12 protein-coding genes and 1 tRNA gene are annotated in these 14320 nt (G+C 33.6%); 8 read left to right on the top strand and 5 right to left on the bottom strand.

What is annotated here, in order from left to right:
• Positions 1–3: 3 nt before the first annotated feature.
• The 5 genes from OLM54_RS20885 to OLM54_RS20865 all read left to right on the top strand — a co-directional run bounded on the left by OLM54_RS20885 (position 4) and on the right by OLM54_RS20865 (position 5265).
• Positions 4–585, top strand: a complete 582-nt coding sequence (locus OLM54_RS20885; protein ID WP_264536456.1) for a LemA family protein — start codon at positions 4–6, stop codon at positions 583–585.
• An 86-nt stretch (positions 586–671) separates the two neighbouring features.
• Positions 672–1109: a TPM domain-containing protein gene (locus tag OLM54_RS20880; protein WP_264536455.1), complete on the top strand. Its 438-nt coding sequence runs from the start codon at positions 672–674 to the stop codon at positions 1107–1109.
• Positions 1110–1112: 3 nt separating this feature from the next.
• Complete coding sequence (locus tag OLM54_RS20875) at positions 1113–1952, top strand: TPM domain-containing protein (protein WP_264538591.1); 840 nt, start codon at positions 1113–1115, stop codon at positions 1950–1952.
• A gap of 99 nt (positions 1953–2051) precedes the next feature.
• The gene (locus tag OLM54_RS20870; protein ID WP_264536454.1) at positions 2052–2465 is read left to right on the top strand and encodes an RrF2 family transcriptional regulator; all 414 of its coding nucleotides are present in this window, start codon (positions 2052–2054) and stop codon (positions 2463–2465) included.
• Positions 2466–2715: 250 nt separating this feature from the next.
• Positions 2716–5265, top strand: a complete 2550-nt coding sequence (locus OLM54_RS20865) for a TonB-dependent receptor (RefSeq protein ID WP_264536453.1) — start codon at positions 2716–2718, stop codon at positions 5263–5265.
• Between the two features lie 155 nt (positions 5266–5420).
• Here OLM54_RS20865 and OLM54_RS20860 read toward each other — a convergent pair whose 3' ends face one another.
• The 3 genes from OLM54_RS20860 to era form a co-directional block, all read right to left on the bottom strand.
• The gene (locus OLM54_RS20860; protein WP_264536452.1) at positions 5421–8171 is read right to left on the bottom strand and encodes an outer membrane beta-barrel protein; all 2751 of its coding nucleotides are present in this window, start codon (positions 8169–8171) and stop codon (positions 5421–5423) included.
• Between the two features lie 134 nt (positions 8172–8305).
• On the bottom strand, positions 8306–9616 hold the full coding sequence (der, locus tag OLM54_RS20855) for a ribosome biogenesis GTPase Der (RefSeq protein ID WP_264536451.1): 1311 nt from the start codon (positions 9614–9616) through the stop codon (positions 8306–8308).
• 341 nt (positions 9617–9957) lie between these two features.
• Positions 9958–10839, bottom strand: coding sequence for a GTPase Era (era, locus tag OLM54_RS20850; protein ID WP_041517423.1), 882 nt, complete (start codon positions 10837–10839; stop codon positions 9958–9960).
• 116 nt (positions 10840–10955) lie between these two features.
• Here era and OLM54_RS20845 point away from each other — a divergent pair.
• The 3 genes from OLM54_RS20845 (at position 10956) to OLM54_RS20835 (ending at position 13044) form a co-directional block, all read left to right on the top strand.
• A tRNA-Met gene (locus OLM54_RS20845) sits at positions 10956–11028 on the top strand.
• A 275-nt stretch (positions 11029–11303) separates the two neighbouring features.
• Complete coding sequence (locus OLM54_RS20840) at positions 11304–12452, top strand: IPT/TIG domain-containing protein (RefSeq protein WP_264536450.1); 1149 nt, start codon at positions 11304–11306, stop codon at positions 12450–12452.
• 187 nt (positions 12453–12639) lie between these two features.
• Entirely contained in the window at positions 12640–13044 is a 405-nt protein-coding gene (locus OLM54_RS20835; protein ID WP_264536449.1) for a helix-turn-helix domain-containing protein, read from the top strand.
• Positions 13045–13331: 287 nt separating this feature from the next.
• Here OLM54_RS20835 and OLM54_RS20830 read toward each other — a convergent pair whose 3' ends face one another.
• Both OLM54_RS20830 and OLM54_RS20825 read right to left on the bottom strand, forming a co-directional pair.
• Positions 13332–13811 carry a hypothetical protein gene (locus OLM54_RS20830; RefSeq protein ID WP_264536448.1) on the bottom strand — a complete coding sequence of 160 codons (480 nt, stop codon included), beginning with the start codon at positions 13809–13811 and terminating at the stop codon, positions 13332–13334.
• Entirely contained in the window at positions 13808–13951 is a 144-nt protein-coding gene (locus OLM54_RS20825; RefSeq protein WP_264536447.1) for a hypothetical protein, read from the bottom strand. Before OLM54_RS20825 ends, OLM54_RS20830 begins: the two co-directional genes overlap by 4 nt.
• Positions 13952–14320 lie beyond the last annotated feature (369 nt).

The raw sequence follows: 14320 nt of genomic DNA, 5'->3' as shown, positions 1-14320 counted from the left end.
AATATGAAAAAATGGTTAATCCCCGTAATAATTATTGTAGCCCTTATCGCTATTATTGCTTTTTGGTCAATTGGAATTAAAAATACTGGTTTGCAAAAAAGTCAGGCAGTTAACAAAGAATGGGGAAATGTGAGTACAACTTACCAAAGAAGAAATGACCTTATTGGAAACCTGGTAAACACCGTAAAAGGAGCTGCTGATTTTGAAAAATCAACTTTAACTGCGGTTATTGAAGCACGTGCAAAAGCAACATCTGTAACAATTGATCCTAGTAATGTAACCCCTGAACAATTAGCACAATTTAATCAGGCGCAAAGTGGTGTATCATCATCTTTATCAAGATTATTAGTTTCTGTTGAACAATATCCTACTTTAAAAGCCAACGAGAATTTCTTAAAATTACAAGACGAATTGGCAAGTACTGAAAACCAAATTTTAACTGCAAGAACTCGTTTTAACGAAGCCGTACAAGATTACAACGGATATATTCTTGCAATTCCGAACAAATGGTTCTTGGATTACAAAGAAAAACCATACTTTGAAGCTGTTGCAGGAGCAGATAAACCAGTTGAAGTAAAATTCTAAAAAAATAATATTTTTGATCCATGATTTTAGATTTCAGGTTTAGCCCGCAATCTAAAATCTGAAATCTAATATCTAAAATAACTCGAATGTCAAAAGTAGAAGATTTTTTAACCAAGGAAGAAGAACTAACAATTGTTGAAGCAATTCGCGTGGCCGAAAAAAACACTTCTGGCGAAATTAGAGTACATATAGAAAAAACAACTTCTAAAGTTCCTTTTGAAAGGGCTTTAGAAGTTTTTCATGAATTAAAAATGAATGAAACCCAACTTCAAAACGGTGTTTTATTTTACTTTGCCGTCGAAGATAAAAGCTTTGCTATTTGCGGAGACAAAGGCATAAATGATGTTGTAGCATCAGATTTTTGGGATTGTACCAAAGACAAAATGGTAGAACAATTTAAATCAGGAAACTTTAAACAAGGAATTGTCGACGGTATTTTGAATGCCGGAGAACAATTAAAAAAGAACTTTCCGTGGTCTGAAGGTGACACTAACGAATTATCAAACGAAATTTCAAAAGGATAAATGATGAAAATTTCCACAAACAAAATATCAAATTCCAACGGAATTTTTCAGTTTACTCTTTTGTTTATCGCTTTTTTTACCTGCAATAGCATTTTTGCCCAGTTTACTATTCCGGAAAAACCTAGTTTACAGACTTCCGTTTATGACTATGCAAATATTTTAAGCGCTGGTGAAAAAGCACAGCTTGAAGAAAAACTAATTCGTTATTCAGATTCTACCACAACTCAAATTGTTGTTATTACAATTGAGAGTTTAAAAGGTGAAGATGTAAGCCAGCTGGCCACAAAATGGGGACAAACCTGGGGAATTGGCGGAACAAAACAAGATGATAATGGTGTTATTATTTTACTTGCCAAAAACGAGAAAAAGATTGCCATTAATCCCGGATACGGCGTTGAAGATCGTCTGACGGCCGGAATTGGAGGAACAATAATCAGAAATATAATCATTCCCGAATTTAAAGCAGGAAGTTTCTACAACGGTCTTGACAAAGGAACTGATGCCATAATCGATGTTTTTAAAGGAAAATTTAAAGGCGAACGCAAGCAAGCCAAAAAAGAAAAGGATTTCCCGATATTACCTTTAATCGTAATTGTTGTAATTGTTTTAATTTTGATTTCCCGAAATAAAAAAGGCGGTGGAGGAAACTCAGGTAACAATGGCGGAGGACCGAGCCTGATGGATGTAATTCTGTTAAGCAGTCTTGGCAGAAGCAGTGGCGGAGGATTTGGCGGTTTCGGCGGCGGATCATCCGGTGGTGGTTTTGGCGGTGGAGGCGGTGGCTTCGGTGGAGGTTTTGGCGGTGGCGGATTCTCTGGCGGAGGTTCTAGCGGAGGCTGGTAAAATTCTGGTATTCAATATCAGTTCTGCAGTCGCAGTTTTCAGTTATCAGTTTCAAAATTTACAATTCATAATCATAATTAATAATTTATAATTCATTAGATGTTATCACATAAAGCAAAATATGCCCTTAAAGCCTTACTTTATTTAGCAGAACAAGACGAAAATCACATTTCCAGAACTGTGGAAATCGCTGATGGTGCTAATATTCCTAAAAAGTTTTTAGAGCAAATTTTATTAGATCTAAAAAGAGGACGTTTTGTGAGCAGTAAGCAGGGAAAATTTGGCGGATATTATTTGATAAAATCTAAAAATGATATTACTCTGGCAGAAATTCATCGTTTATTTGACGGTGCAATCGCACTTTTGCCTTGTGCTTCTTTAAATTTTTACGAACCATGTTCTGATTGCAAAACTGAGTCAGAATGCAGCCTACATCAGGGATTGGTTCTTATTAGAGACAAAACTTTGAAAGCTATGGAAGGTATCACTATCGCTTCATTGGTAAAGAAATAAAAAAATATTTTCTAATTCCTAGTAAATCGATAGAATTAATATTTATATTTGCAAAAAGTAATCACCTAACCAATTACAAAATTTTAACTCATGAAAGTACATTTTACTCCATCAAGTGTAACAAATCTTTTGCAAAAAAACCAAGTCAAATTTTTCACAACCGTGAAAAGCAATTCATCATTAATGTGTATGTGTTGATTTAAAAAAAATTTATTTTAAATTCTACTAATCACATATACTTAATATAAAAATGAAAACTCTACATAAAATATCACTTACAAGCATCTTTTTACTTTTAGCCTTCACGACATCTTACGCACAAAATATTGAAGGTGTGGTTAACACAAACGAAAACATTCCGCTGGAAGCCGCTAATGTTGTTATAAAAGGAACAACTTCAAGCGCTACTACAGATCAAAACGGAAAATTTACCATAGACTCTAAAGGAAAACTTCCTGTTACACTTTTGGTTCAATATGTAGGTTACAAAACTACTGAAATAGAACTTACAGCTTTACCAACAACACCTTTACAATTAATTATTCACGAAGAAAATGAACTTATTGAAGTGGTTGTTTCTTCAAGAAGAAGAATTGAAAAAGTACAGGATGTGCCAATCGCAATTTCTGTTATTACAGGAAAACAAGCAGAACAAACCGGAGCTTTTAACGTAAATCGTATTAAAGAATTAGTTCCTTCTGTTCAATTATATTCTTCAAACCCAAGAAATACCGGAATTAACATTCGTAGTCTTGGTTCTCCTTTCGGACTTACAAATGACGGAATTGATCCGGGCGTTGGTTTTTATGTAGACGGTGTTTATTATGCACGTCCGGCAGCAACAACGCTTGATTTTATCGATGTAGAACAAATTGAAGTTTTACGCGGACCACAAGGTTCTTTATTTGGGAAAAATACGACTTCGGGTGCATTTAATATCACAACCCGTAAACCAAGTTTTACTTCTGGTGCTGATTTTGAAGTTAGCTACGGAAATTATTCTTTCCTGCAGGCTAAAGCTTCTGTTACTGGTGCTTTAGGTAAAAAAGTTGCAGGTAGATTATCATTCTCAGGTACACAACGTGATGGTTTAGTGGATAATGTTGCAACTGGAAGATCTACAAATACATTAAACAATCAAGGTATAAGAGGTCAATTACTTTGGACGCCAACTGTAAATACGAATATTATATTAGCTGCTGATATTACAACACAACGTCCTGACGGGTATGCTCAGGTTGTAGCTGGTGTTGCTCCAACTCAAAGAGCAGCTTATCGTCAATTTGATGCTATTATTAAAGATTTGAATTATCAGCTTCCAAGCCAAAATGCATTTGATCGCAAAATTGATCAGGATACACCATGGCGTTCGAATCAGGATATGGGAGGTCTTTCTTTAAATATCGACACAAAAATTGGAGGCGGAACTTTAACCTCTACAACTGCATGGAGATTCTGGAACTGGGATCCATCAAATGACAGGGATTTTACAGGTTTACAAGTGTTGGCTAAATCACAAAATCCAACAAGACAAACCCAAATTACCCAAGAGGTTCGTTACGCAGGACAATTAACATCTAAAATTAGTGGTGTTGCGGGAGTATTCTTCATTGATCAAACATCACAAACAGATGGTACTGAAGAATCTGGAAATGCACAATGGAGATTTGCTCAAAGTTCAACAAGTGCTTTATGGAAAACGCCGGGTCTTTTTGAAGGATACGGAATCAAAACTGATGCGAATATCAGAGCATCCAGTGCTGCAGTATTTGGTCAGATTGACTGGGCTATTACAGACTGGTTACATGTTTTACCAGGTTTACGATATAATTATGACAAAAAAGATGCTCATTATGCCCGTACAACTTATGGAGGTTTACAAACAACAGATCCTGCATTACTTGCTTTGAAAAAACAAGTATATTCTGATCAGGCATTTGATACGGCTATTGACAACACAGACTTTTCCGGAAATATTACAGTTACTGTAAAAGCAAGCGACAAAATCAATGCTTATGGAACTTATGCTAAAAGTTACAAACCTGTTGGTGTAAACGTTGCGGGACTTCCAACAAATGCTGCAGGAGATCCTTTGCTGGACTTAGCAGTAATTAAACCAGAAAAAGTAAATCATTATGAATTGGGTGTAAAAACATCTCCTTTCAAAAATTCTATCTTTAACTTAGCATTCTTTCAAACGGATATTAATGATTTCCAAACCAACGTTCAGGCAGCTGAGTTAGGTGTAAACCGTGGATATCTTGCTAATGCTGACAAAGTACGTGTACAAGGTGTTGAACTTGATGCAAGTTTTGTAGTGAGTCCAAATTTAACAATAAACGGAGCCGCAACTTATACAGATGGCAAATATGTGAAATTTACAAATGCGCCACTTCCATTAGAAGAAACAGGAGCTCCGGTATCATTTAAAGATGTTTCAGGATCTGCATTGCCTGGTGCTTCAAGATGGGCAGGATCTTTAGGCGGTGAACTTTCTGATAATGCAAAATTCTTCGGGAATTCAGGAAAAATTTTCGTAGCCGCTGATTCTTATGCACGTTCTGAATTTTCATCAAGTCCATCGGCTTCAAAATATTTAGTAGTTCAGGGATATGCGATTTTTAATGCGCGTTTAGGTTTCCGTGCTTCTCAGGGTTTGTCAGTACATTTCTGGGGTCGTAACCTTTTAAACAAAGATTATTATGAGCAATTATTGCCTGCCGGTGGAAACGCAGGACAATATGCCGGAGTACTTGGAGATCAAAGAACTTATGGCGTTACTTTAAAATATTCACTATAACATTTAGTTAATTTTAAATAAATTAAGCGAGATAGATTTTAAATCTATCTCGCTTTTTTGTATGTTTTTATTTTTGTGAAAATTGTGAATTGTGAAAATATGAGATCAATCTTTGTCCCTTTGAACCTCAGAACCTTTGTCCCTTCAAAAAAAACCTATTCCTCTCTCTGTCTTCTCTTTTTCCCTTTTTCTGCTCCGGCAAAATTTCCAATTTTATAACTTACAGAAAACATGATGTATCTTTTTAAAACAGTATTCTCTTCATCACGAATTGAGGTTGCCGAGATGGTTCTTGTAGCACTTTGATTCTGATTTAAAACATCATAAACCTTTACTTTTGCGTAGACTTTTTTATCAAAAAAACCATAAGATAAACTTGTGTTCCATAAATAAAAATCTTTTTTGAAATTGCTTGAAATATTAGAGTTGTATGTATATCCAAAATCATTTCCGAAAATTAAATTTTCTGGCCAGTATGTTGTTGTCTGCAAATTAATTCTGTGAACTACATTCGAACTTGGATTTCCTGCGCCCTCATATCTTGTATCATTATAGGATAAACTGTATGTTGGTGAAACTATTAAAATCTCCCCATACTCATAAGTGAAATTTATTTTTGGAGTTACAGCTACAGATTTTGCGGTATAAATTACTCCATTTGTAAAACCTTTATCAAAAGCATAACTGCTGTTTAATCCGAAACCGTATCTTAAAACATGGGCATCTCTTTTTAGGGATTGATTCCAGTTTCCGCCAATAGACGCTGTATATGTTCCCGAAATATTGGCATAAGTAGTCGTTCTTTTTCCGCTATCATCATAAATCGAAGTAGAAACCACATCATTGTTGTAATAATCTCCTTTTACATAAAAATTATATCCTGAACGGGTTCGGAAATCATAATTTTTAAAATTGAAATTAGCACTGCTTTTCTCGATTGGTTTCAAATTCGGATTCCCTATTACGGTGTTCAACGGATTACTCAAATCTAAAACCGGCATTAATTGCGTTGAAGAAGGAAGTGCGTTTGAATAATCGTATTTAAATGTCAAATTTTTTGAGCGGGAAAATTTATATCTAATTTGAAAATCTCCGTAAGGCAATGCATATTTTTTATTCAAATCTGTTGTCTGACCGAGATATAACGAATGATTATCAAAATCGATAATAGCAGTTCTGGAATTTAAGTTGATGGTAAATTTACTCTTTTGCAAAGTAAGCCCTACTTTCGGACTAATTGAGTTTTGTTTTGAAGTCGTATAATTACTCAACGCTGCGTTCAAATCAGTATAAGATTGTGTGGCTGGATCAAAGTTAAAGGTCTTTTCATCATTCATCGTACTTGCCCAGTCAAAATCTGACCCAAATCTTATTCTCAACGAATCTGTTACAGGTTCTGTATATTCAATATCTGCAGAATATGCGTCGTTACTGCTTGATTTTTTATTGTTTTGATTTCTTTCATCATTAGGTTTTGTGCTATCCTGATAAAAGATAGTTTCAGAAAGATTTAAACCGTCAGAATCACTATTTGTATTATTATTTGTGAATACAAAACTCAGATTACGCGATTTTTTCTTAAATGATTTATTGAAATTGATCGCATTGCTAAAACTGGTATTTTTACTTTCACCATAAGATTTTGAAGTACTTTTGTTTAAAGCGTCTCCATTTTCATCTTCAGAAAAACTAGACGAAGAAGACCTGCTGTTTGAGTGTCCCTCACTGATTTTTGGCGCCACAACAAGTCGCATCGTTGGGTCTATTTTATATTCAAGCTCAACATTTGCTTTATTTCCTGTGTTTTCATTTCTAGAAGTTGACTCAGCAGCAGTGTGTATATCTCCGTTAGGTAAAAAGCTAATCTGGTCTGATTTACTATCATTCTTATTCACTGAATTCGAAAAATTATAACTTCCCATCGCTGCTAATTTTTCGCTCCAGTCATCAGAGTAATTCAGTCCAATCAAATTAGATTGTGTAATTCCTTTTCCGCCGGAACCAGAACTGCCGCTTTTTGTGTTTCTTCCGCCTCCCATATTATCAAAAACCTCATCCTGAGCAAATCCCGTTGAGTTTATATTATTGGAAGAAGCCAAAACACTTATTTTCTGTTTATTATTGAAAAAATTCACAATTAAACTACTTTCATACCGATCATCAGATCCATATCCGCCGAGTATTTTTCCAAAATATCCTTTATTCTTCTTTTCATCAATTGTGATGTTGATACTGGAATAATCAGAGGTAGATTCTTGTTTGGATAATTCTTCTTTCTTTGTTTTATAATCAGAAACCTGAATTTTTTTAATAATTTCTGCAGGCAAATTCTTTAATGCAATTGCTCCGTCTTTATCAAAAAAAGTTTTTCCGTTTACCAAAAACTGCGTTACTTCCCTCCCGTTTACAGTTACCTTTCCGTCACTGTCAACATCAACTCCGGGCAATTGTTTCAGTAAAGTTTCGACATTCGAATCTGGACGAACTTTGTATGAAGAAGCATTAAACTCTAAAGTATCTTTTTTTATGGTAATTGGCGGCGCTTCACTTTTAATCACCACATTATCAAGTGCGTTTATACTTTCGAATAAATATAACTTTCCGAAATCTTTACTCTCTAAAAGTCCTTTTTGGTCTTCATAAAAAGTTTGATATCCTTCATAGCTTACTTTTAAAACAACGGGTTTATCGTATTTTTTAGTACTTAATCTAAAATTGCCATTTTTATCTGTAGTGGCATATTCAATAACAGTAGAATCTTTTACAGTTGTAAAATAAACTGTGGCAAGTTCTAAAGGCACTTGTGTATTTACATCGAGAACGGTTCCCTTGATAACAATATCATTCTGGGCATTTGCTGCAAAGCAAAATAAAAAAAACAGTGAAAAATAATAAAATTTGATCATAAATTGGTTAGTTAGAATAGTAAGACTAAAAAAATCTTAAAAGGTTTAATTGTATTTTTTACATTTATTCAAATAGCATGCCATTAAAAAAATTTGATCAAAAAAAAAATCCCCTTATTTGGGGACTTTTTATTTTATTTTTCTCTGATATAAATATCAATTGGAACTCCTGAAAAATCCCAATTTTCTCTAATTTTATTTTCCAGATAACGTTTGTAAGGTTCTTTAACATATTGTGGCATATTGGCAAAAAACACGAACTGAGGCGTTAAAGTTGGCAATTGCATGCAATATTTAATTTTTACATACTTTCCTTTAGTCGCTGGCGGCGGATATGCTTCAATAACCTTCAACATATATTCGTTGAATTTTGAAGTTGCAATTCTTTGTTTTCTGTTTTCAAAAACCTGAACCGTAGCTTCCAATGCTTTCAATAAACGTTGTTTCGTTAAAGCCGAAACGAACAAAATTGGCACATCAGTAAAAGGCATTAATTCTTTTTTGATTTTTTCTTCGTAATCACGGGTTGACATGGTATCTTTTTCAACCAAATCCCATTTGTTTACCAGGATTACAACACCTTTACGGTTTTTTTCAGCCAGCCAAAAAATACTTTGATCCTGACCTTCAAATCCACGGGTTGCATCGATAACCAAAATACAAATATCTGCATGCTCAATCGCACGAACAGAACGCATTACAGAGTAAAACTCTAAATCTTCCTTCACTTTAGCTTTACGACGAATTCCCGCGGTATCGACTAAGTTAAATTCAAAACCAAAACGGTCAAATTTTGTATCAATTGCATCACGAGTTGTTCCTGCAATATCCGTTACCATAAAACGTTCTTTACCAATTAATGCATTGATAAAGCTTGATTTTCCTGCATTCGGACGTCCTACAACAGCAAAACGAGGTAAAACTATTTCTTCCTGAACAGGCTCTGGTTTTTCCGGAAAAGCATCAATCAAAGCATCTAATAAATCTCCCGTTCCACTTCCTGAAATACTTGCAAACGTGAAATATTCTCCTAAACCAAGGTTATAAAACTCAAGCGCATCTTTCTCACGCATTGCGTTATCTACCTTATTTACAGCCAATAAAACTGGTTTTGTCACCTTACGCAATAAGCGCGCAACAACGTCATCCATTGGTGTAATTCCTTCTTCTACATCAACAACAAAAATAATAACATCAGCTTCATCGATAGCAAGCTCAACTTGTTTACGGATTTCACCTTCAAATACGTCATCAGATCCGCGAACGTATCCACCCGTATCAATTACAGAAAACTCTTTTCCGTTCCACTCGCTTTTACCGTAGTTTCTATCTCTGGTAACTCCAGAAACCGAATCTACAATAGCTTCTCTTCTTTGTATCAGCCTATTAAAAAGGGTTGATTTCCCTACATTAGGTCTTCCTACTATCGCAACAATGTTATTCATTTTTTTGAATTTTAGATTTTAGATTTCAGATTTTAGATTCTGCTTTTGACAAAATCATATTAAATTGTAAATCCAAAATGCTGTATTTTAATTTTTTGCAAAGGTAGTTAAAAAAGTGGCTAAGTCGCTAAGTTTCTAAGTACCTAAGTTTTTTATTATTTTTCCTGTTATTTTCAGGAGCTATTTCCAGCTGTCCACTATATCTTTTATGGCGAACCCCGCCACAAAAGGATGCCGTTCTCATCTGGGCTATGGCTTCAAGGTCATAAGAACTTTTTCGATTATCATTTCGCATTTCAAACCTGAAACCTGAAACAAATAAAACTTGAAACAAACAAACCCTATTGATTATAACCAAACCTTTTAAGCATATTCGCGTTGCTTCTCCAGTTTTTATTCACCTTTACAACAAGTTCAATGTGAATTTGTTTTCCGAAGAATTTTTCCAGATCAGCACGAGCTTCTGTACCTACTTTTTTAAGAGCTGCACCTTTATGTCCAATAATGATTCCTTTTTGAGTTTCACGTTCTACCATTATTATAGAACGGATTCTGATAATATTTTCATCCTCAAAAAATTCCTCCGTTACGATTTCAACCGCATACGGAATTTCTTTGCTGTAATTCAGTAAGATTTTCTCACGAATGGTTTCGTTTACGAAAAAACGTTCCGGTTTGTCCGTTAATTGATCTTTTGGGTAATATGCCGGAGATTCTGGTAATAATTCAATGATTCTCCCGAAAACTTCCGGTACATTAAAATTCTGTAAAGCCGAGATTGGGAAAATTTCAGCATTTGGTACTTTTGCTGTCCAAAAAGCTACTTGTTCCTCTAATTGTTCCTGATTTGAATTATCGATTTTATTCAACAATAACAAAACCGGAATTTTAGCGTGGATTATTTTATTAAAGAAAGCTTCGTCTTTTAAGTCCTGCTCTCCTATTTCGACCATGTAAACCAAAATATCAGCATCTTCAAAAGCCGATTTTACAAAGTTCATCATCGACTCCTGCATTTCATAAGCCGGTTTAATGATTCCGGGAGTATCCGATAATATAAGTTGAAAATCTTCGCCATTCACGATTCCAAGAATACGGTGACGCGTTGTTTGTGCTTTTGATGTAATGATCGATAATCTTTCTCCAACAAAGGCGTTCATCAATGTTGATTTTCCAACGTTTGGATTTCCGATGATATTTACAAAACCTGCTTTATGTGACATTTGTGAATTATTTATTTTGCAAAGGTAGTCATATCAACTCAATACAGAAAATAAAACATTTTTTAAAGTTTTCGTTGGATTTCTCAAAAAACGACGTATCTTTGCACCCGAAACATCGCGGGATAGAGCAGTAGGCAGCTCGTCGGGCTCATAACCCGAAGGTCACAGGTTCGAGTCCTGTTCCCGCTACTAAAAACAAAAAAGCTTCAGAGAAATCTGGAGCTTTTTTTGTTTTAGACTAAAAACGTAAAAGACAGGAGACTTACATCAGGTTTAATTTCATAACAACATCAAAAAAAATACGCAAAGTCAGACATATTTGCGCAGATCTTCATGAGACTCTTTTGAGGAAGCTAGGGTTTTAGTGATATTGAAGAGACATTTAGCAACGTTTATACCAACCATCTTATAAGAATACTATATATCTTTGAAAAAAATCAACAATTAAAAACCAAACATTCAGAATGAAACATTTTTTTTCAATTTTAGCACTATTTATTTTAATTAGCTGTTCAAGTCCTAATACAGAAGAAGTTCAAAACCCAAATCCAGAAACTCAAACCCCGACAATTCAGAGCATCTCGACTAATTCAACTAATATAGGCGATACTATTATAATTAACGGACAATACTTTAACCCAAATTCAACTTATACTATTACATTTAATGGTACTAATGGTCAAATTGCTCAAATTACTTCAACGACAATAAGTGTTATAGTTCCGGTTGGCACAACTTCTGGTCCACTTCAATTAACTGCAAATGGTGTAACAGTTAATGCAGGTTATATTTCTATAATTGGTCAAAATCGTCTGTTCGCATACAAACAACACGGGTACATTGTGGAATTAAATTCTGGTACAGGTATAGAAACCCAAACCCTGGTATATGGTACAGGATCTGATTATTTAAGTGAATTAAAATATTTTGCTCCAACAAATGAAATTATTGCACAAGGATTTGTTTTAAATAACAATGGAAGCAACACTTATAAACTTTTTAAAGTAAAACTTGCAGACAAAACTACAAAAGAAATGATTTATGCAGGTTATGACCAATTGATCGTAACAACAACAGGAAAATTATATGGGTACAAATTGTATGAAGGTATTATTGAATTAAATCCAAATACAGGTTCCGAAATTGGAAGCTTAATAAATACAGGAAGTGATCAACTTTATGGATTAATTTACAATCCTCAAACTAATGAAATAATGGGAGATAAAGGACTAATTGACAATAATGGAAACTACATCCATAAACTTTGCAAGATAAAACTTTCTGACAATTCAATAACTGAAAATATTTATTATGGTTATGACGAGTTAATTCCTGCAACTAATGGGAAATTATATGCCTTTAGAGCAACAAAAAGAATAGTTGAACTCAATCCCGCTACTGGTACAGAAATCAAAACTTTAATAAACATTAGTGAACTACATATAAGTAATCTCACTTATTATCCACAAACAAATCAAATAATTGGAAAGAAAATTATATATAATAATGGAATTGCTACATATAAACTTTTAAAATTAAATCTAAAAGATAATTCATTATCTGAAAATAACATTATTAAGGATGATTACGACTATTTTATTGTAACAAATTAAAAAGATCATTCCAGCAGCAGCTACTCTGCTCTACGAAGTATTCCTTTGAAGAATGTGTTTATGATGAACAAAAGCGGATATAACATCTGAAAAAACGGATATAAAAGGATATTTTTTTATCTTTGAAATTCAAAATTTTTAAGCCAAATGACTTTATCTTTGAGTTTTTAGAAAATTAATATTTATTATGGAACAGAAAATACATCAGGGAAGAAACGTAAAACGTTTTAGAGAAATGCTTGGAATCAAACAGGAAGCATTGGCTTTTGATCTGGGAAATGACTGGAATCAAAAGAAAATTTCTATGCTGGAGCAAAAAGATGTAATTGAAGATGACATACTTAATCAAATCTCAGAGGTATTAAATATTCCTGTTGAAGCTTTTAAGAATTTTGATGAAGAGCAAGCAATAAATATTATTTCGAATACTTTCCATGATACTCAAGGTTTGATAAATTATAGTCCAACTTTCAATAATAATCAAATCGATAAATTGATCCAACTTCACGAAGAAAAGATTGCATTGTATGAAAGGATGTTGAAGGAAAAAGATGAAATGATGGCAAGGCTTGAAAAATTAATCAGTAAATAATTTCGAAAGAAACTTTATAAAAGATATCATACAAAGCTTCAGAGAAATCTGGAGCTTTGTTATGTTTATATTAAGTAAAAGTCGGGAGACTTTTATCAGGTTTACAATTTCTAAGAAACAAAAAAAATACGCAAAGTCAGAGACATTTGCCTCTTTCAAAGGACACTTCGCAGAGCGGGGAAATAAAATTTAAGATCAACCAAAAACTCGTTGAAAAACTATTTATTACAATTAAACGAATTTTGATTCTCCTTTGCTATTTAACCAATCTTAATAAGCAAACTAAATCATTTATCGTGTTTTTTTAACTCTTCACTTATTATATCAATCACATCTTGATTTTTTTCAAGTGTCATAAGATGTATATAGTGATTACCAACATTAAGATCAGTAATAACTACAGGTTTATTGATATATTTTTTATCTGCATTTGCCTTGTTAAACATCGAACTAAATAGTTGGCTTCTGTATTCTTGATGGCTCAAATCTGATCTTTTCGCTGATTTAAGAATCATCTTATCACTACAAACACTATAATAGACTGCATCAACCAAATCAGCATTTGATCTTATCAAGGTAACTAATTCTAATAAGGTAGTTGAAGTTTGAATAATCTCAACATTATCTTCTGTAAATATTATTACCTCAATAATAGGTATTAATATTGTTACTCCTGCCGGAATCATTCCTGGAGTATATTTAAATCTTATAATGTAATTTGAACCGTTTTTTGCAGTGTAGGGATAGGAAATTGTTTCTTGGCTCATTTATTTTTTTTAGGAAAGAGCTTATTCCAATTTCTTTTAATCTCTTCTTGTTCTGCTTCTTTTTCCTCCTGTAGTTTACGCACCAACGCCAATAACCCCTTAGAAGGCTTTTCGATTAATAGTACGTCTTGAGTTTTCATTTTTAATAAATTTAATTAAACAGTATTGTTATCTAATTATACTACAAATGTAGCAAATTATTTAATAGACATTACAAAAGTTTCAAAATACAACTTTTTTTCACACCATACAAACTACTGATTATCAAATAACGCGCCATTTAATAAACTTATATACTATTTTAATGTAGCGATATAATCAAAAAACACCAAAACATTCTAGATACAAAACCTGCAGAAGTTAAAGATTTAAATGTTCACCCGCTCTGCGAAGTGTTCTTGTTCACGCTGCGTAAATGTCTCCGACTTTGCGCCATCGCAAACAAATATAATTTAAAAATAGAAACCTCATAAAGTCTCTGACTTTAAAACTAATTTTCTTCGAATGTA

It is taken from the genome of Flavobacterium sp. N1736 (assembly GCF_025947065.1).
GTDB lineage: Bacteria > Bacteroidota > Bacteroidia > Flavobacteriales > Flavobacteriaceae > Flavobacterium.
The sequence above is the reverse complement of the archived record's forward strand: the minus strand, read 5'-3'. Positions and strand labels throughout refer to the sequence as shown.

Bases quoted from the DNA above. Each gene is read 5' to 3' on its own strand.
- OLM54_RS20885 (WP_264536456.1), top strand. From the start codon at position 4: ATGAAAAAATGGTTAATCCCCGTAATAATTATTGTAGCCCTTATCGCT.
- OLM54_RS20880 (WP_264536455.1), top strand. From the start codon at position 672: ATGTCAAAAGTAGAAGATTTTTTAACCAAGGAAGAAGAACTAACAATT.
- OLM54_RS20875 (WP_264538591.1), top strand. From the start codon at position 1,113: ATGAAAATTTCCACAAACAAAATATCAAATTCCAACGGAATTTTTCAG.
- OLM54_RS20870 (WP_264536454.1), top strand. From the start codon at position 2,052: ATGTTATCACATAAAGCAAAATATGCCCTTAAAGCCTTACTTTATTTA.
- OLM54_RS20865 (WP_264536453.1), top strand. From the start codon at position 2,716: ATGAAAACTCTACATAAAATATCACTTACAAGCATCTTTTTACTTTTA.
- OLM54_RS20860 (WP_264536452.1), bottom strand. From the start codon at position 8,171: ATGATCAAATTTTATTATTTTTCACTGTTTTTTTTATTTTGCTTTGCA.
- der (WP_264536451.1), bottom strand. From the start codon at position 9,616: ATGAATAACATTGTTGCGATAGTAGGAAGACCTAATGTAGGGAAATCA.
- era (WP_041517423.1), bottom strand. From the start codon at position 10,839: ATGTCACATAAAGCAGGTTTTGTAAATATCATCGGAAATCCAAACGTT.
- OLM54_RS20840 (WP_264536450.1), top strand. From the start codon at position 11,304: ATGAAACATTTTTTTTCAATTTTAGCACTATTTATTTTAATTAGCTGT.
- OLM54_RS20835 (WP_264536449.1), top strand. From the start codon at position 12,640: ATGGAACAGAAAATACATCAGGGAAGAAACGTAAAACGTTTTAGAGAA.
- OLM54_RS20830 (WP_264536448.1), bottom strand. From the start codon at position 13,811: ATGAGCCAAGAAACAATTTCCTATCCCTACACTGCAAAAAACGGTTCA.
- OLM54_RS20825 (WP_264536447.1), bottom strand. From the start codon at position 13,951: ATGAAAACTCAAGACGTACTATTAATCGAAAAGCCTTCTAAGGGGTTA.